Genomic DNA, 18,166 nt, shown 5'->3' on the forward strand with positions numbered 1-18,166 from the left:
AGGAAATCGGTGCGCCAGAGAAGGTATCGCTAACCCAGGGAAGGGGATCGGATTGAAAGCCAGGGAATTCGAGCAATATCAAACCACCGACATATTGAGCAAAGGTCGTAACACACAAGCCATGAACGCTATCAGCCGTGAAGAATTCAACGCCAGGATCGAGACCATCGAGGCAAGGATGGATGCTCGGGTAGAGCGAGTGCACGCCGATATCAGAGAGTTCCTTTACTCGCAGGCAGAGCGAGACAAGGCTAATGAGCGCATCCAGTGTGAGCGAGATAAACGCTACGACTCGATGATTCAAGGCATTGCCATCGAGTCCAAAGAGGCGCTCAAAAAGGCGGGTTCCGTAAATGCCAACGTCTGGATGGCAACGGCTGTGCATCTGTTTGGTGTGGTCAGCATCGTCGTAGGTGGCTATTTCGCCAGTCAGGCCAACCTGTATGCAGCGATACAAACAACCTTGGCGGCGGTTCAGGCGGGCAAAGATGTCGGTGCTGCCAAGCCTGCCGAGTTGCCATCATCGGTGTTGCCAAAATAAAAAAACGGCCTTCAATCGAAGGCCGTTTTTGTTGGCTTTGGAAACCCATGCCTCATGGCATTTGCGGCAGCTCTTGCGGACGCAGGTCAAACACCAGGACTTCGGCATCCACGCCATTGCTCAGGGTCAATGCCTGTTCCTCGCGAACCCGCACGCCGTCACCTTCCTGCAGCAACTGGCCATTGAGTTCAACACTGCCGCGAGCGACATGCACGTAGGCGTAACGGTTGGTGGACAGTTTCAGGGTGGCGCTTTCCTTGCCGTCGAACAACCCGGCGTAAACCCGCGCATCCTGGCGCACTGTCAGCGAACCATCGCTGCCGTCCGGCGAGATGATCAGTTGCAGGCGACCGCGTTTTTTCTGCGCACTGAAGTGCTCCTGCTGATAGCGCGGTTTGGGGCCGCTGATCTCCGGCACAATCCAGATCTGCAAAAAGTGCACGGGTTTGGTGGCCGAATGGTTGAACTCGCTGTGCGCCACGCCGCTGCCGGCGCTCATCAGTTGTACGTCGCCAGGGCGGATCACCGAGCCGGTGCCCAACGTGTCTTTATGTTCCAGTGCGCCTTCGAGCACGTAGGAAAAGATCTCCATGTCACGATGCGGGTGCTGGCCGAAACCTTTACCGGCGGCAACGCGGTCATCGTTGATCACCAGCAGGTCGGAAAAACCCTGTTCACGCGGGTCGCGGTAGCTGGCGAAGGAAAAGGTGTGGAACGACTTCAACCAGCCATGATTGGCGAGGCCACGATCGGAGGCTTTGCGAAGAGTCAGCATGATGAAATCTCCTTGGGGGACGTGAATTCGTCCGAGTGAGGAGAAGATTACTGTTTACTCTGCGGGGTAATAAGTAGATGGAAATTGAAATACTGTCCGTTTCTGGTTGACAGTTGTGTGCGCTCGATCACGTATTTTTTTCCGACGACTGTGCCGCAGTTGGCCATAATGCTCAGCCTGTCCTGTCCGCTTACTTTTGATTATCAGTGATGTGTACCCCATGAAAACCGTGGCCATGGTGTTGTTCCCCGACTTTCTGCTGCTCGACATGGCCGGGCCGCTGGAAGTGTTTTCGGTGGCCAATCGCTATTTGAAACCGGAGTCGCACTATCAGCTGACGACCCTTGGCACCGAGCGCGGGCCGTTGCGTGCGTCCAACGGTGTGCTGGTACACACCGACCGGCATATCGAACAAGCCCTTGAGCGCTACGATTTGCTGCTGGTGCCAGGAGGGCCGGGGGCTTACAACGAAAAACACCCGGCGTTGCTGGCCTGGCTGAAAGCGGCCGTGCCCTGTACCGAGCGATATGGTTCGATCTGCACTGGCGCCTTCGTGCTCGGCCATGCCGGGTTGCTCGACGGCTATCGGGTGACCACTCATTGGAACTACACCGAACGCCTGATCAAGGCATTTCCAAAGGCGAGCGTCGCCACCGACCAGATTTTCATTGAGGATCGCAATCTGATCACCTCTGGCGGGGTCACGGCCGGCATCGACCTGGCGCTGGCGCTGGTGGCGCAGGATCACGGCAAGAAGTTGGCCCAGGACGTCGCCAAAGTGCTGCTTGTCGTGATGAAACGTCAAGGTGGACAGGCGCAGTTCAGCCCCTTGATGGCGGCAGTGGCGCCTCAGGAAACCCCGATCACCCGAGTACAGAATTACGTCCTGGACCATCTCGACGAAGCGTTCAGTGTCGAGCGCATGGCTGGATTGGCCAACATGAGTGCACGGCACTTCGCGCGGACGTTTGTCCGCGACATCAATATGACGCCGATGGAGTTCCTGCAAAGTGCGCGTATCGACTGCGCACGAAATCTTTTGGAAACCACTGACCTGCCTTTGAAAACCGTGGCCTACAAGAGTGGTTTTGGCAGCGTTCGGCACATGCGTCTGTTGTTCGCGGAAAAACTCGGCCTTACGCCTGTGCAATACCGCGAACAGTTCAGCTAGAGCGGTTCTGTCCGTTGTGCGCACCCGGATGTCCGTGCTGCGCCCTGTGTGAAGGTTGTGCCGTCATCGCAGGCTGCCAAGATAGTTGGCATGAACAGCCTCAACGATTTGCACTCGGCGTCAGTCCTGTATTTCGGCCCTTACGCCTTTCATTTGCGCCAACGGCTGATCCTCGACGGGGATCGGCAACTGCGCATGGGCGGGCGTGCGCTGGACATTCTGCAGGTGCTGGTCGAGCGTGCAGGCCGAGTGGTCAGAAAGGAAGAGTTGATTGCACGGGTCTGGCCCACTTCGGTGGTCGAAGAGATCAATCTTCGCGTCCACATTGCCGCCCTGCGCCGGGCGCTCGGTGACGGTGAGAACGGCCAACGCTACATCGTCAATGTGCCGCAATGTGGCTACAGCTTCGTTGCTCCGGTGCATGGCGACAATTTCGAGCACGTGGCCCTGGAACACCTGCAAGCGCCACAACACAACTTGCCTGTGCGGCTGACGCCGGTGACCGGTCGCGACTCCGTGGTGGGCTCGATGGTGCGGCAATTGCCACTGTGCCGATTGATGACCGTGACGGGGCCTGCGGGTGTCGGCAAAACCACGGTGGCGTTGCGTGCTGCAGAGTTGCTGTTACAGCATTTTCGCGACGGGGTCTGGCTGGTGGACCTGGCGGTAGTCAACGACGCCACGCCACTGCTCGATTATCTGTTGCACACCCTCGAAACCGATCTCGTCACGCTGGCAGCGCGTCACAGCTTGCTGGTGCTGGATAACTGCGAGCATCTGCGTGAAGCCTGCAAGGCTCTGGTTGAACGTTTACTGGAGGCCGCGCCACGGTTGTCGATTCTTGCGACCAGTCGCGAAGCATTGCAGGCCAGTCTGGAGACCGTGCAAACCCTGCCGCCACTGGCCATTCCCAAGTCCTCAGCGTTGGGCAGTGTCGAAGAGACCATGAGCTATTCGGCCGTGCAATTGTTTGTCAGTCGTGCCCGAGCCCGGCAGCAGGGTTTTACCCTGCGTGAACAGGATCTCAATGCTGTGCGCGACATCTGTCGGCGGCTCGATGGGCTGCCACTGGCGATTGAACTGGCGGCGGCGCACATTGATGCGCTGGCGTTGGTCGGCTTGCAGTCTCAACTCGACAATTGTTTGCAGCTGCTCAGCCATGGTCGGCGTACTGCCGTGCCACGCCATCAAACCCTGAAAGCCGCGCTGGACTGGAGCTATCAGCACCTGAGTGAGCAGGAACAGCGGGTGCTGCAACGCCTGTCGGTCTTCAAAACGGCGTTTGCCATTGATGCGGCGATGGGCGTCATCAGTTGCGCGCTATTACCCCCGTCGACGTTGGCCCTGATGATTGATCGGTTGGCGCAGAAGTCTTTGCTGGCGGTGGAGCGGGGCAGTGCCGGGTTGCGCTATCGCATGCTCAACACCACCCGTCGTTACGCCCGCGAACAACTGGAACGCAGCGGTGAATCCAACGAGTACGAGCGTCGGCATGCGCGGTTCGTCAGCCGCAGTCGTTGGGTGTCAGGCTCGCAGTTGGCGGCTCAACTCGTCGAGTAACCAGCGCACCTTGCGCAAGTCCGGGGTGGCGTAGCCCTCAGTGAAGCGTTGATAGATCGGGCTCAATAATTCCAGCGCTTCGCGGTAGCGGTTCTGCCGTTGCCACAACTGCGCCAGCGAAGTGGCGCTGCGCAGTTCCCAGGCCAGGGCGCCTTGGGTTTGCGCAATCGACAGTGCCTGGAGCAAGACCTTTTCGGCTTGCCGGGTGTTGCTGTCGGGGCAAGCCGAATCTTTAATCAACATCTGATCGGCCCGAGCCCGCAGAATCTCCGCCGTGCTCCAGCCTGCAGCTCCGTTGTGTGCCCGCTCTAGCAACGCGTCATCAACAAAACTGCTGTCCAGGGTGACCATGATTTCCCTGATCAGGCCGCTGTCTTCGGTCGCTATCGGCACGGCGGCATCGGCGTCGAGAACCTGCGCGTACTGGCATGCCCAGCGATAGAACAGCAATACGGAATGCTTCTGCGCCTGCTCCAGCAACAGCTGCAGCAAAGCACGGGCGTTTTGCGGGTCACCGTTGTAATGAGCAATCAGGCAACTGGCCAGCGCCAGGGTGTAGCAGATCGAGGTGCCGTGGTTGATCTGCACGGCGATGTCCAGCGCCTGCCTGGCCGTCCGCCAGGCCTGTTCAGGGAAACCTTGCAGCCACAACACCCGGGCAAGCACCGTCAGCGAGGCGACGCTCTGGTCGTACTGCACGCCGAAGCCATGAGTGAAACGGTTGGGATTGCCGTTTTGCGCCATGTGCTGAATCACTTGCTCGGCATGCAGGCGTGCCTGCTGCTGGTCGCCGGCGTAATGCAGTGCCAACACCCGCAGGCGATGTGTACTCAGCGACAACTGCGGGTCGCCGTGCAGGCCGAGACGATCGAACTGTTCGCTCTGTTCCAGCGCCGACCGATAGTGGCCACAGCTGAGGTTGACCGCCATGTGCCCGGACACTGCACGCAGTTGGCCGGCCACGTCGTCGTACTCTTGCGCCAGCGTATGGGCGTCGACGAATGCGGCGATGGTTTCCGGGGTACCACCCCAGGTGTGGTAGCAGGCGCTGCCGAGCGCCAGTTTCAGCGCGATCTTCACCCGAGGGCAAGGTTCGGCAGCGTTTTCCAGCAGGGCCAGCGCCTGACGCACGTAACCGCCGTATTCCTTGAGCAGCGACAACTCTTGCCACAGGGGCGCCGAGGTCGCGGCCAGATAAATCCCCACATCATTGGGGCCTGCACCGTTCAGACTCCAGTCGAGCGCCGCGCGCAGGTCTTCCAGACCGCGTGCGTAGCGTTCGATCCACAGGGCGGTTGAGGTCGTTTCCCAATCGGTCTGCGCCTGATACATCAGCGCCAGACAACGTTCAGCGTGGCGTTCGCGGGTTTCGGCGAGTTCGGCGCCTTGCTCGAGTTTTTCCAGGGCATAGCGGCGCGTGGTGTCGAGCAACCGATAGAACACTTCCTCGTCACCGACTTCGACGTTGAGCAACGATTTGGCGACCAGTTGTGTGATCGAACCGAACACCTCGCCGGGCTGGATGTGCTGTCCACCGATCACCGCAGCGGCGGACTCCAGCGTGAAGCCCCCCCGAAACACGCCGAGCCGGCGCAGGCAGGTCTGTTCGCAATCGGTCAGCAGGTTGAAGCTCCAGTCCAGCGTGGCACGCAGCGTCTGGTGGCGCTCCACGCTGCTCTGATTGCCGGCAGCCGATACCGGCAGACGCCCTTGCAGCTGGCTGAGCAAACCCTGCAGGCCGAGTTCTCCAACCTGCGCCGCCGCCAGCTCCAGCGCCAGCGGAATGCCGTCCAGACGCCGACAGATTTCAAGCGCATCGGGCAACTCGGCGTCGCTCAATTCGAAGCCCTCGTGCGCGGCCAGGGCGCGTTCGGCAAACAGTTGCAGTGCCGAAAAACTCAACGCCTGCGCATGATCAAGCACGGCAATCGGCGGCGGGTAATCGAGGGATTCGAGACGTTGCACATACTCGCCTTCGGCACGCAGGCTCTCGCGGCTGGTGGCCAGAATGTGAACCTGCGGCGCACCGCGCAAAATGCTCTCGCTGAGCAGTGCCATGGCGTCGATCAGGTGTTCGCAGTTGTCGATCACCAGCAGCATCTGGCGCTCGCGCAGCGCATTGACGAGGTGGGTCAGCGGATCGTTGTCATGCGGCACCACGTCCAGCAGGGCCGCCAAGTGCGAGCAGATCATTCGTGCGTCGTTGATCGGCGAAAGATCCAGCAGCCGGATACCGTCCCGATAGTGGCCGATCATCTGCTCGGCAACGCGCAGGGCCACGGTGGTTTTGCCGATGCCGCCGGGGCCGACCAGCGTGATGCAGCGCTGGCGTGGCAACTGCCTGATCAGGCTGTCGACCAGCGGCTGGCGGCCGATCATTCGCGTGCGGCGCAGTGGCAGGTTATGCCGGGTGCCGGTCTCTGCGCAGGTGTGCTGTTCGATCGATTGCAGCCTGATCGGTGCGACAAAGCTGTAGCCGCGCTGCGCCACCGTGACGATGTATCGCTGCCCGCCCTGACCATCGCCCAGGGCTTTGCGCAACGCCGCCATGTGCACCCGCAGATTGATGTCTTCGACGACGCTGTCCGGCCACACGCCGGCAATCAGTTGCTGCTTGCTCACGACATCGCCGGCATGCGCCAGCAGGATCAGCAGAATATCCATGGCACGTCGGCCCAGGCGTAACGGCTGCTCGCCCTCAAGCAGCAGCCGTTTGCCGGGCTGAATCCGATAGGGGCCGAAACCGAGGGCCTGATTCGGGGGAAGACTCAACAGCTCACTCCTGCGAAATTTTTATAATCCTGCCCACGGCGTGTGAAGCCTCCGTGAAGGGCAGTGCGGATCAGCGTCAGCGGCACGCAAGCCTTCTAATCCGCAGTTTTGCCGACATATTCCGCAGGTTCTGGCGTCAGTGCAACGTGCAGATTGCCGGCAATGCTCGAAAGTGATGCAGCGATCGGCATTTTTGCCCGCTGCAATGTTCAGACCAGCGCTTTGTCTCGCGGACAATTAACAACGATTAACTCGTCTGTGTTCGCTTCAAGCCCAAAAATCCGATGAAGCAGGCCTGGACCTGACGGCTGCAATGGAGTGCACGCGTGCGGAGGACGGCGCAATGAGCAACGTGGTGGTGGTCTATCACAGCGGCTATGGCCACACTCGCGTCATGGCAGAAGCCGTGGCGCAGGGCGTCGAACGGCACTTGGGCAGTACCTGCCGGTTGGTGGCGGTAGAAGAGGTCGAGTTCTATTGGGATGAGTTGCACCGCGCCGACGCGATCATTTTCGGTGCGCCGACTTACATGGGCAGCGCGTCGGCGGGCTTCAAGCATTTCATGGAGGCCAGCGCGGCGTTCTATCTGGCAAAACCATGGCGCAACAAGGTTGCCGCCGGGTTCACCAATTCCGGAAGCCTGTGCGGGGACAAGCTCAATACATTGCTGCAAATGGCGGTGTTCGCCGCGCAGCATTCGATGATCTGGGTGGGTCTCGACCTGCTCCCGGCGCGCTCGGTGGCGGGCTGCTTCGATGGTCAGTTGAATCGTCTGGGCAGCGCGCTCGGGGCCATGTCCCAATCCAATGTCGAACAGCCCCCCGAGCAGGCGCCGCCGCTCGAAGACCGGCGCACGGCGGCACACCTGGGCGAGCGGGTGGCGCAAGTGGCGCAGCGGTTGAGGCAGCAATGAAGCGCAGGGAAATGAGCTTGGCGCGCGACAGCGTCTAGACCGCCAGGCGTATGCCGACAGGCGCGGCCGACGCTGGTGGCTTTTCGGCCTTCATGCCCGGCACCTCACGACACCGCCAGGCGAAAGGGCTGATCCCTTCGCTGCGGGTGAAGATATGGCAGAAATGTGCCTGATCGCAGAAGCCACATTCCAGGCTGATCTGCGTCAGGCTCAAGTGGGTGAGCCGGATCAACTGCTTGGCACGAGCGATGCGCTGGGTGCGGATCCAGTCCTGTGGCGAGAGTCCGGTACTGCATTTGAACGCCCGGGAAAAATGACTGCGTGACAACGAACAGGCCTCTGCCAGTTCGGTGACTTCCAGGCTTTCACCCAGGCGGTCGAGGATCAACTGTTTGGCCCGCCGTTCGCGTTGCGGACTGAGGCCGCCGATGCGCGGTGTGCGGGATTCGCTGGAGGGGGCGAGGGCGACTGTTTGTTGTAAGTGAGCCATGGCCAATGTCCGTGTCGGGGGGCAACGCACGCTCGGCACGTTTCCCTCTGGTCAAAAAAACAATGTTTCGCAGAGGGTTTCATTGTTGGACGGGGCCGGAAGACTGACGAGTTAAACGTTGTTAATTGCGCCGCAAAACGTTGAACTCAGCACATCGCTGCAAGTCGCCGCCATCGACAAACCTTCCAAATGGCTGCCGGTGGAATACGGCCCATACAAACGTGCGGCCAGCGTACCGTTGATCAAGTAAAGTACGGCGCTATCGCACCCGACTGAACACGACTTCTCAAGCAAGGAACACGAGCCCATGAACCGTAACGATCTGCGTCGCGTCGACATGAACCTGCTGGTGATTTTCGAAGCGTTGATGTTCGAAAAGAACCTGACCCGCGTCGCCGAAAAACTGTTCATGGGCCAACCGGCGGTCAGTGCGGCGCTGGGTCGTTTGCGCGACCTGTTCGATGATCCTTTGCTGCTGCGCAACGGTCGCAGCATGGAGCCGACCGCCCGCGCGCTGGCGATTCTGCAGGAGCTGCAACCGGCGATGGATGTGATCTCCGGCGCGGTCAGCCGGGCCAAGGAGTTCGACCCGGCCAGCAGTTGCGATGTGTTCCGCATCGGCCTGTCGGACGACGCCGAGTTCGGTCTGTTTCCGCCGCTGCTGCGACAGCTTCAGCAGGAAGCACCGGGGATTGTCGTGGTGGTGCGCCGTGCCAATTATCTGTTGATGCCGGCGCTGCTGGCGTCCGGGGAAATCTCGGTCGGGGTCAGTTACACCACCGATCTGCCGGCCAACGCCAAGCGCAAGAAACTGCGCGACATTCCCTGCAAAGTGCTACGCGGCGATGATCGCCCGGGGCCGCTGACGCTGGATGAATACTGCGAGCGCCCGCACGCGATGGTGTCGTTCTCCGGTGACCTGAGCGGCAACATCGATCTGGACCTGGCCAAGGTTGGCCGGCGTCGGCGCGTGGTGCTCGGCGTGCCGCAGTTCAGCGGTTTGCGTGCGTTGCTCGCCGGCACTGAAATGATTGCTACCGTGCCGGACTATGCCGCGTGTGCGCTGGTCGAAGGCTGCGCCTTGCGCGCTGAAGATCCACCGTTCCCGATCGACGCCGCACAGCTGTCGATGGCCTGGAGCGGGGTGCATGACAACGACCCGGCCGAGCGCTGGCTGCGTTCGCGGATCAGCCAGTTCATGGCGGCGCCGCTGGATATCCCGCATTCCTGACGCGCCAAATTTCCCTGTGGGAGCGGGCTTGCTCGCGAAAGCGGTGTGTCATTCAACAATGATGCTGGCTGACCGGACGCCACTGTCGGATCGCCGCCCGTACCAGGCTCGCTCGCACAGGAATCCGACTCGCCTGAAAGAGAGCACATCCATTCAATTTTCCCTCGCCCGCACCGAGCATGATTCAACCCGATAAGGATTTAAGGGTAGGGTCATGAGCGCATCACAACACGATGAACAGGCACAGGATGTCGGTCTGCTGTTTCTGCGGGTCAGCGGCGGATTGTTTCTGCTGTGGGTGCACGGTTTGCCCAAACTGCTGGATTTCAACGCGCAATTGCAGCAGATCGAAGATCCGTTCCACCTCGGCGCGCACCTCACACTCTGCCTGGCGATTTTCGCTGAAGTTCTTTGCCCTCTACTGATCGTCGCCGGGGTGCTGGCGCGATTGGCCTGCTTGCCTATTCTTTTTGTTCTGCTGGTGGCGCTGCTGGTCGTGCACCCGCAATGGAGTGTGGCCGAGGGGCAGTTCGGCTGGTTGCTGTTGATTCTTTTCACCACTGTATTGATCGCCGGGCCTGGACGGCTGGCAATTCCTGTTCGTTTGCCCGGAGTGCTGCGTTATGCCTGAAGTCCTTAATCAACAAGCACCGGGGGCCGATGAGACTGTCACGTTGATCATCAAGCACTCGGTCAAGGCCGGTTTCGAATCAGCGTATGAAGCGTGGCTGCGCAACATCGTGCGCGTTGCCGGGCAGCGCGAAGGGCATCTGGGTGTGGACGTGGTGCGCGGCAAGCGCGGGCGTCTGGATTTTTACACCTGCGTGCTGCGCTTCAGCTCCACCGAGGCCATGCAGGGTTGGCTGGAATCCTCCGAGCGTCAGGCGCTGGTCGCCGAGGCTGCGCCGATGTTGGCCGACGGTGATCAGACTGAAGTCGCCCCGGTCAACGAGTTCTGGTTCTCCCCGCTGGCCGATGCCGCTTCGCCGCCGCCGCGCTGGAAGCAGGCCGTGGTTTCGCTGCTGGTGATTCTGCCGCACACCCTGCTGGTGCCGCTGATCTGGGGGCCGCTGCTGGCGCTGCATCCGCTTCTGTCCAACTACGTGGTCGCCACGTTCCTGATCACCCTGACCATCGTCCTCTCGGTGGTGTACGTGGTAATGCCGCCTGTCACCCGATTGTTCACCCCGTGGCTGGAAGCCAGCCAGGCCCATGAACACCTCGATTCCCAAGAAACCTCGCCGCGTTGAGCGGGGTTAGCTTCTTTTCACTTTTGCTTGAGGAACTGCGATGAGCGCCGATCTGATTTTATTCAATGGCCAATTTCATACCGTAGACCGGGAAAAACCACTGGCCAGCGCCGTGGCAATCAAGGACGGCCGCTTCGTTGCCGTCGGTAACGATGCCGAGGCCATGGCCCTCAAGGGCAGCGCCACGCAAGTGGTCGACATGAAAGGCCGCTGCGTCATTCCTGGCCTCAACGACTCGCACCTGCACCTGATCCGTGGCGGCCTCAACTACAACCTCGAACTGCGTTGGGAAGGCGTACCGTCGCTGGCCGATGCGTTGCGCATGCTCAAGGAGCAGGCCGACCGTACGCCGACTCCGCAATGGGTGCGCGTGGTTGGTGGCTGGAACGAATTCCAGTTCGCCGAAAAACGCATGCCGACTCTTGAGGAACTCAACCAGGCCGCACCGGACACTCCGGTATTCGTCCTGCACCTGTACGACCGCGCGCTGCTCAACCGCGCCGCACTGCGCGTTGCCGGTTACACCCGCGACACGCCGAACCCACCGGGTGGCGAGATCGTGCGCGATGCCAACGGCAACCCGACCGGCATGCTGGTGGCAAAACCCAATGCGATGATTCTGTACTCGACGCTGGCCAAGGGGCCGAAGCTGCCGCTGGACTATCAGGTCAACTCGACCCGGCAGTTCATGCGCGAACTCAATCGCCTCGGCCTGACCAGCGCGATCGATGCCGGCGGTGGTTTCCAGAACTATCCAGATGACTATCAGGTGATCGAGCAACTGGCCAAGGATGATCAGTTGACCGTGCGCATCGCCTACAACCTGTTCACCCAGAAGCCCAAAGAAGAGCTGACTGATTTCCAGAACTGGACCAGCAGCGTCAAGTTGCACCAGGGCGACGATTACCTGCGGCACAACGGCGCTGGCGAGATGCTGGTGTTCTCCGCCGCCGACTTCGAAGACTTTCTCGAACCGCGCCCGGACCTGCCGCAGACCATGGAGCAGGAGCTGGAACCGGTGGTGCGCCATCTGGTCGAGCAGCGCTGGCCGTTCCGTCTGCACGCCACTTACAACGAATCGATCAGCCGCATGCTCGACGTGTTCGAGAAGGTCAATCGCGATATTCCGTTCAACGGTCTGCCGTGGTTCTTCGACCACGCCGAAACCATCACACCGCAGAACATTGAGCGGGTGAGGGCGCTGGGCGGCGGCATTGCGATTCAGGATCGCATGGCGTTCCAGGGCGAATACTTCGTCGACCGTTACGGCGCGAAAGCCGCCGAAGCCACGCCGCCGATCAAACGCATGCTCGCCGAAGGCATACCGGTCGGCGCCGGCACCGATGCCACCCGGGTATCCAGCTACAACCCATGGACATCTCTGTACTGGATGGTCAGCGGTCGCACCGTCGGCGGTTTGGCCCTGTACGAAGAAGGTCTGCCACGCACTACCGCACTGGAACTGTTCACCCACGGCAGCGCCTGGTTCTCGTCGGAACAGGGCAAGAAGGGCCAGATCAAGGTCGGGCAACTGGCGGATCTGGCGGCGCTGAGCGCGGACTTCTTCCATGTCGAGGAAGAAGCGATCAAGTGGATCGAGTCGGTATTGACCGTGGTCGGCGGCAAGATCGTTTACGCCGCCGGCGATTTCGAAGACCTCGGCCCACGCTCGATCCCCGTGCTGCCGGACTGGTCGCCGGTGGTCAAAGTGCCGGGCCACTGGCGCCCGAACTCGCCTTTGCAGGCGCAAGTGCACCAGTGCGTCGGTGCTTGCGCAGTGCACGCGCACAGCCATGAAAAAGCCCGACTGTCGAACGCACCGGTCAGCGACTTCGCCGGTTTCTGGGGCGCGTTCGGCTGTTCCTGTTTCGCTTTCTGATCACTACAAAAAAGCGCCGGCCAACCGGTCGGCGCCTCACGCAACAACCATCCACCGAGGAGTTTCCCATGAGCGTTCCCTACAAGCGTCTGAACAAAGATGATGCGGTCGTGCTGCTGGTCGACCACCAGACCGGTCTGATCTCGCTGGTACAGGATTTCACCCCCAACGAGTTCAAGAACAACGTGCTGGCACTGGGCGACATCGCCAAGTTCTTCAAGCTGCCGACCATCCTCACCACCAGTTTCGATGCCGGCCCGAACGGCCCGATCGTGCCTGAGTTGCGCGAGCAATTCCCCGATGCACCGTTCATTCAGCGCCCTGGCCAGATCAATGCCTGGGACAACGAAGACTTCGTCAAAGCGATCAAGGCCACCGGCCGCAAGCAACTGATCATCGCCGGTGTGGTGACGGACGTCTGCGTAGCATTCCCGACCCTGTCGGCCATTGCTGAAGGTTTCGAAGTGTTCGTGGTCACCGATTCTTCCGGCACCTTCAACACCACCGTGCAACAAGCCGCGTGGGCGCGCATGTCGGCCGCCGGTGCACACCTGCTGAACTGGTTCTCGGTAGCGTGCGAGCTGCAAGGTGACTGGCGCAACGACATGGAAGGCCTGGCGCATCTGCTGTCCGAACGCCTGCCGAACTACCGCAACCTGATCAACAGCTACACCAAGTTCACGGCCAAGTGATGCCTGAAGCCCCTCACCCTAGCCCTCTCCCAGAGGGAGAGGGGACCGACCGAGGGGTTTGTTCGCGATACGCCGACCTGCAATACCGAGCCGATCTCCGAAATTGAAGTACACGGAGATCGGCTCCCTTTCCCCCTCGCCCCCTTGGGGGAGAGGGTTGGGGTGAGGGGGGCTCTTGATCTTGCTCTCGCATCAGCGCTTTTGCAGCCAACCCAAAAAACCACCCTTGCGCACCGCCACCGGTTTGGCCATCAACGCCAGCCGGCTGTTCTGCTGTCGCACGGCCTGCAATTTGTTCAGCGCCTGGCCGACTTCGCTGCGCTGCTCCATGCATTGGCGGGTCAGCGCTTTGTCGAGGCGATAGATGATGCTCGACGTCAGCGCGGTGAACGTGGCTTGCGACGGGGTATCGGCGAGGATGCTCTGTTCGCCCATGACCTCGCTCGGCCCCATGCGTCCGGCTTCGGTCTGGCCATTGCCGTCGGGCACGGTTGCACTGACCACACCCGTGGCGATGACAAACAGACTGTCGGGCACTTCATCCAGCCCCAGCACCACCTGACCGGCCGCGTATTGCTGCGCGACCATCGATTCGGCGAGGCGATCACGTTCCTCATGGCTCAGCGAGCGGAAAACTTTCACTTCATCGAGCAACGCCCGGGCGCGGGTCGAGGGCTCGATCACGCCATCGGGATGCCGGGAAATACCTGCGGCTTCGAGATGCCGATGGGCGAGGTCGAACAGTTGATTGCGCACTTCGCCTTTCTTGCTCAGTTCACTGATGAAGCCGCTGGCGACGTACTCCGACATCTCCTCGCCGGCCTCTTTCAACACGGCTTTGGGCGGCGGATTGAGCAGCAGACTGCTGCTGCCCTGCAGCGTGCGGTCGAGGGCGTCGAGCACCCGCCGTGGGCGAATGTGATTCGGCACCTTGATGCTGATCGACACCCCGTGCAAGTTGGTCGGGCGACTGAGATTGACGATCTTCGCCTTGGCCGCCACCGAGTTCGGCACCACGGCCAGCGTGCCGCTGCTGGTCAACAGATGCGTGGCGCGCCAGTCGATGTCGATGACCTTGCCCTCGACACCGTCGATCACCACGAAATCGTCGACCTGATACGGCTTGGTGGTGTTGAGCACGATTCCCGAGAACACGTCGCTCAAGGTGCTTTGCAATGCCAGACCAACGACGATCGCCACTACCCCAGAGGTCGCCAGCAAGCCTTTGACCGGCAGTTCCAGCACATAGCCGGCGGCCGCGACGATCGCCGCCAGAAACACCAGCGCACCGATCACGTCCTGCAACAGCCGACCGCTGTGGCCGATGCGCCGCATCAGTGCCAGACCGATGACTTCGGTCAGCACCCGCGCGGCGTACAGCCACCAGACAATTCCCAATGCGGTCGCGCCCAGTTGCATCACCCGGTCATCGGCGAACAGCGGCGCCTGCAATGGGCTGATCTCGGCGTTGATGATCAATGCGCTGAACGCCAGAAACAGCGCCAGGCGAATGCCGACTCTCGGTGCGCGATGCTGAAACGGCGCGAGGTGCCAGAGCAGCGCATCGAGCAGCAGCAGGGCGGCGCTCCAGGACAGTGGGTGAGTGAGGAGGATGGACATGGCGATCTCCGGAACTGCATGAACGTTGGTGTTGAAGAGGCTTTTGTGGTGAGGGGATTCATCCCCGATGGACTGCGCAGCAGTCCCCTGCCTTTCTGGTTAGCGGCGGGGTCGCTTCGCAACCCATCGGGGATGAATCCCCTCACCACAAGGGTTCCTGCAGACAAAAAACTCGCCACACCGTCAGGTGTGGCGAGGGAGGGGGCTCAGTTCAGATGTGTTTTCAGCTCAGCCGCGGCCTGGCGCACGGCCGCTTTCACTTCGGGAATCTGGCTCAGCGGATTGAGCAAGCCAAAGTCATGAATCATCCCGTTGTAACGCACCGACGTCACCGGCACACCGGCCGCATCCAGATGCCGCGCATAGCCTTCGCCTTCATCACGCAACACATCGAACTCGGCGGTCTGCACCAGCGCGGCGGGCAGGCCCTTGAGCTGTTCGCTGCTGGCGTTCAGTGGCGAGGCGTGGATCTGTGCGCGCTCGGCCGGGTTGGTGGTGTAGTTGTCCCAGAACCATTGCATCATGCCCTTGGTGAGGAAGTGGCCCTCGGCGAATTGCTGGTACGAGCCGTCGTCGAACTGCGCGTTGGTCACCGGCCACATCAGCAGTTGGAAGCGCAGGGCCGGGCTCTGCTTTTCTTTGGCCATCAGCGCCACGACCGCTGCCATGTTGCCGCCGACGCTGTTGCCGGCCACCGCCAGACGCTTGCCGTCGACCCCGATCTGCTTGCCGTTTTTCGCGACCCATTGGGTCGCGGCGTAAGCCTGATTGATCGCTGTCGGATACTGCGCTTCCGGCGACGGCGTGTAATCGACGTAGACCGCGACCGCTCCAGAGCCGACCACCAGATCGCGAATCAAGCGTTGGTGCGTCGGGTAATCGCCCAATACCCAACCGCCGCCGTGGAAGAACATGAACACCGGCAATTCACCTTTGACCTTGGCCGGCCGCACCACTTTGAGGTTAATCGTCTGGCCATCGACCTTGATTGCCTTGTCGCTGACTTCAACCCCGGACAGGTCAACCTTTACCGACGCTTGCGCACCGGTCAGCACCGCACGGGCATCCTTCGGGCTGAGTTGCTCCAGCGGTTTGCCACCGCCGGCGGCGAGGGCTTCGAGGAACGCCTGGGTGTTGTGTTCGACACCCGGGCTGCCGGCGGCGAACGCGTTGCCGATGGACAGGGCGAGGAGGGATGCGGTCAGGGTTTTTTTGATGTTCATGCTCAATTCCATTTTCGAAAGTTATTGGTGTTGTGTCGGGCTGTTTTCAAACCGTGAGCACAGATTAATGAGCTGTCGAAAAGTGAAAAAGCGGCTATAAAGCGTTTGACTGTCTACCAGAGAGTGACAATGAACCCGTTCGAAGACATGCGTATTTTTTGCCAGGTCATGGACTCCGGCAGTTTCACTGCTGCGGCCGATCAGTTGGGCCTGTCCAAGCAGTTCGTCAGCCGCCGTTTGATGCAGCTCGAAGAGCGCCTCGGTGTGCGGCTGTTGAACCGTTCCACCCGACGCCTAGACGTCACGCCACTGGGCCAGAGCTACTACGAATCGGCGCTGCGTCTGCTGAGCGAAGTGGAACAGGTCGAGCAGGGCATCGCCGGGCAGACCGCCGAGCCGCGCGGGACCATTCGCGTCAGTGCGCCGCTGTCGTTTGCCGTCGCGCATCTGGGCTGTCTGCTGCCGCTGTTTCTGCAGCGCTATCGCGATGTCACCGTGGAGGTGGATTTGAGCGACCGCCCGGTGGATCTGCTTGGCGAAGGTTATGACCTGGCACTGCGCATTGGTGTACTGGAAGACTCAACATTGATCGCCCGGCGCATCGCCGCCATCGAACGGGTGTACTGCGCCAGCCCGGCATATCTGGCCGAACGCGGCACGCCGCTCAATCCCGAAGACCTGCACAGCCACGACTGCCTGCCGTACGGCCATGGTCGTTCGGTGCAATGGCGCTTCAATGCGGGGCAGGGCAAGCCGCTGCTGGTCAATGTCACCGGACGCATGCGGGTGAACAATGGCGAGCTGCTGAGGGACGCGGCGGTGCAGGGGATGGGGATTACTTATCTGCCGACGTTCATCGTCGGCGCGGCGCTGAAGGACGGGCGACTGCTGCCAGTGCTCGACGACTACCGCCCCGAACCGCTGACCCTGTCGGCGGTGTATCCGCAGCACCGCCAGGCTTCGCGCCCGGTGCAGGCACTGGTCGAATTCCTGCGTGAACGCCTCAACCAGATGTGACCACGCCAAAAGTGTGGGAGCGGGCTTGCTCGCGAAAGCGTCCTGTCAGCCAACATCTCCGTTGCCTGACTCACCGCCTTCGCGAGCAAGCCCGCTCCCACAGTGGAACGGCGGTGCGGCTTACAAAGTCGCAACAACCGTACTGATCGGGCTGTTCTAGACTCGGGTCCGCTCAATCACGAGCATCGCCCGGAGTGCGCCATGGAAGTGCCCAACAATAAAACCGCCATCGACAGCAATCGACAGGCGTGGAACGATTCTGCTCGTCATCACCGTGAGTCGGCGGAATGGCAAGCGCTGTTGAACGACGTATCAAAGGCTGATTTCTCCTGCCTCGATGACACCTTGCGCGGTCAGCTGGAACAGGTCGGCGTCGATGGCAAAGCGCTGATTCAACTCGGTTGCAACAATGGTCGCGAAAGCCTGTCGCTGTTCGCCATCGGTGCGCGCAGTGTGGTCGGCGTCGATCAATCGGAGGCGTTTCTCGAACAGGCCCGTGAGTTGAACCAGCGCTCGCCGCACAACGCCGAATTCATCGAAAGCGATATCCATCACCTGCCGACTGCGCTGCACAGCCGCTTCGACGTGGCGCTGATCACCATCGGCGTGCTGAACTGGATGCCCGACATCGGCGAGTTCTTTCGCCACGTGGCGTTGACCCTGAAGCCGGGCGGCAAACTGGTGATCTACGAAACCCATCCGTTTCTGGAAATGGTCGACCCCGACGCCGAAGACCCGTACCGCCTCGCCAGCTCCTACTTCCGCGCCGAGCCATTCGTGCAGGAAGAACCGATCGTCTACGTCGGCAAGGTCGAACAGCAGGCTGCCAAGTCCTACTGGTTCGTACACACCCTCGGCGCGATCTTCAGCGGCGCCATCGCGGCCGGCCTGAACATCGCGCACTTCAAGGAGTATGCGCATTCGAACCGCGAAGAGGTGTATGACCAGTATCTGAATCGCGAGGCGCAGATGCCGTTGTGCTTCACCTTGGTCGCTCGCAAAACCTGAGAATTTGTTGCTCCATCTGGCCTC

The 18,166-nt window shown here is 61.0% G+C and carries 17 protein-coding genes; 12 read left to right on the plus strand and 5 right to left on the minus strand.

Annotated features, from left to right (window positions below):
• The first annotated feature begins 52 nt into the window (after positions 1-52).
• Positions 53-541: a hypothetical protein gene (locus H043_RS0109150; protein WP_256214157.1), complete on the plus strand. Its 489-nt coding sequence runs from the start codon at positions 53-55 to the stop codon at positions 539-541.
• Between the two features lie 52 nt (positions 542-593).
• Here H043_RS0109150 and H043_RS0109155 read toward each other — a convergent pair whose 3' ends face one another.
• Positions 594-1,316 (minus strand): pirin family protein, encoded by a 723-nt coding sequence (locus H043_RS0109155; protein ID WP_027611582.1) that lies wholly within the window; start codon positions 1,314-1,316, stop codon positions 594-596.
• Positions 1,317-1,536: 220 nt separating this feature from the next.
• On the opposite strand from H043_RS0109155, the gene H043_RS0109160 reads away from it, so the two are divergent.
• On the plus strand, positions 1,537-2,487 hold the full coding sequence (locus H043_RS0109160; RefSeq protein ID WP_027611583.1) for a GlxA family transcriptional regulator: 951 nt from the start codon (positions 1,537-1,539) through the stop codon (positions 2,485-2,487).
• Between the two features lie 90 nt (positions 2,488-2,577).
• A complete protein-coding gene (locus H043_RS0109165) occupies positions 2,578-4,047 on the plus strand; it encodes a winged helix-turn-helix domain-containing protein (RefSeq protein ID WP_027611584.1) in 1,470 nt (489 codons plus the stop codon).
• Here H043_RS0109165 and H043_RS0109170 read toward each other — a convergent pair.
• Entirely contained in the window at positions 4,012-6,819 is a 2,808-nt protein-coding gene (locus tag H043_RS0109170; protein ID WP_027611585.1) for a winged helix-turn-helix domain-containing protein, read from the minus strand. The genes H043_RS0109165 and H043_RS0109170 overlap by 36 nt on opposite strands.
• Before the next feature lie 343 nt (positions 6,820-7,162).
• Between H043_RS0109170 and H043_RS0109175 the strand changes: the two genes are divergently transcribed.
• Positions 7,163-7,732 carry a flavodoxin family protein gene (locus H043_RS0109175; protein WP_027611586.1) on the plus strand — a complete coding sequence of 190 codons (570 nt, stop codon included), beginning with the start codon at positions 7,163-7,165 and terminating at the stop codon, positions 7,730-7,732.
• Positions 7,733-7,766: 34 nt separating this feature from the next.
• On the opposite strand, the gene H043_RS0109180 is transcribed toward H043_RS0109175, so the two are convergent.
• Entirely contained in the window at positions 7,767-8,222 is a 456-nt protein-coding gene (locus H043_RS0109180) for a helix-turn-helix domain-containing protein (protein WP_027611587.1), read from the minus strand.
• A 118-nt stretch (positions 8,223-8,340) separates the two neighbouring features.
• On the opposite strand from H043_RS0109180, the gene H043_RS30640 reads away from it, so the two are divergent.
• The 6 genes from H043_RS30640 to ycaC all read left to right on the plus strand — a co-directional run bounded on the left by H043_RS30640 (position 8,341) and on the right by ycaC (position 13,274).
• On the plus strand, positions 8,341-8,472 hold the full coding sequence (locus H043_RS30640) for a hypothetical protein (RefSeq protein ID WP_256214159.1): 132 nt from the start codon (positions 8,341-8,343) through the stop codon (positions 8,470-8,472).
• A gap of 57 nt (positions 8,473-8,529) precedes the next feature.
• On the plus strand, positions 8,530-9,453 hold the full coding sequence (locus tag H043_RS0109190; protein WP_027611588.1) for a LysR family transcriptional regulator: 924 nt from the start codon (positions 8,530-8,532) through the stop codon (positions 9,451-9,453).
• 214 nt (positions 9,454-9,667) lie between these two features.
• Complete coding sequence (locus H043_RS0109195; RefSeq protein ID WP_027611589.1) at positions 9,668-10,084, plus strand: DoxX family protein; 417 nt, start codon at positions 9,668-9,670, stop codon at positions 10,082-10,084.
• Positions 10,077-10,703, plus strand: a complete 627-nt coding sequence (locus H043_RS0109200) for an antibiotic biosynthesis monooxygenase (RefSeq protein WP_027611590.1) — start codon at positions 10,077-10,079, stop codon at positions 10,701-10,703. The genes H043_RS0109195 and H043_RS0109200 overlap by 8 nt, the downstream gene beginning before the upstream one ends.
• Positions 10,704-10,743: 40 nt before the next feature.
• Positions 10,744-12,582 carry an amidohydrolase gene (locus tag H043_RS0109205; protein WP_027611591.1) on the plus strand — a complete coding sequence of 613 codons (1,839 nt, stop codon included), beginning with the start codon at positions 10,744-10,746 and terminating at the stop codon, positions 12,580-12,582.
• A 68-nt stretch (positions 12,583-12,650) separates the two neighbouring features.
• Complete coding sequence (gene ycaC, locus H043_RS0109210) at positions 12,651-13,274, plus strand: isochorismate family cysteine hydrolase YcaC (RefSeq protein ID WP_007961287.1); 624 nt, start codon at positions 12,651-12,653, stop codon at positions 13,272-13,274.
• Positions 13,275-13,466: 192 nt separating this feature from the next.
• On the opposite strand, the gene H043_RS0109215 is transcribed toward ycaC, so the two are convergent.
• Complete coding sequence (locus H043_RS0109215; RefSeq protein ID WP_027611592.1) at positions 13,467-14,894, minus strand: mechanosensitive ion channel family protein; 1,428 nt, start codon at positions 14,892-14,894, stop codon at positions 13,467-13,469.
• A gap of 206 nt (positions 14,895-15,100) precedes the next feature.
• Positions 15,101-16,117, minus strand: coding sequence for an alpha/beta hydrolase (locus tag H043_RS0109220; protein ID WP_027611593.1), 1,017 nt, complete (start codon positions 16,115-16,117; stop codon positions 15,101-15,103).
• A gap of 129 nt (positions 16,118-16,246) precedes the next feature.
• On the opposite strand from H043_RS0109220, the gene H043_RS0109225 reads away from it, so the two are divergent.
• Positions 16,247-17,134 carry a LysR family transcriptional regulator gene (locus H043_RS0109225; protein ID WP_027611594.1) on the plus strand — a complete coding sequence of 296 codons (888 nt, stop codon included), beginning with the start codon at positions 16,247-16,249 and terminating at the stop codon, positions 17,132-17,134.
• Between the two features lie 201 nt (positions 17,135-17,335).
• Entirely contained in the window at positions 17,336-18,142 is an 807-nt protein-coding gene (locus H043_RS0109230) for a class I SAM-dependent methyltransferase (RefSeq protein ID WP_027611595.1), read from the plus strand.
• Positions 18,143-18,166 lie beyond the last annotated feature (24 nt).

This window comes from Pseudomonas sp. URIL14HWK12:I6, assembly GCF_000514195.1.
Classification (GTDB): domain Bacteria; phylum Pseudomonadota; class Gammaproteobacteria; order Pseudomonadales; family Pseudomonadaceae; genus Aquipseudomonas; species Aquipseudomonas putida_A.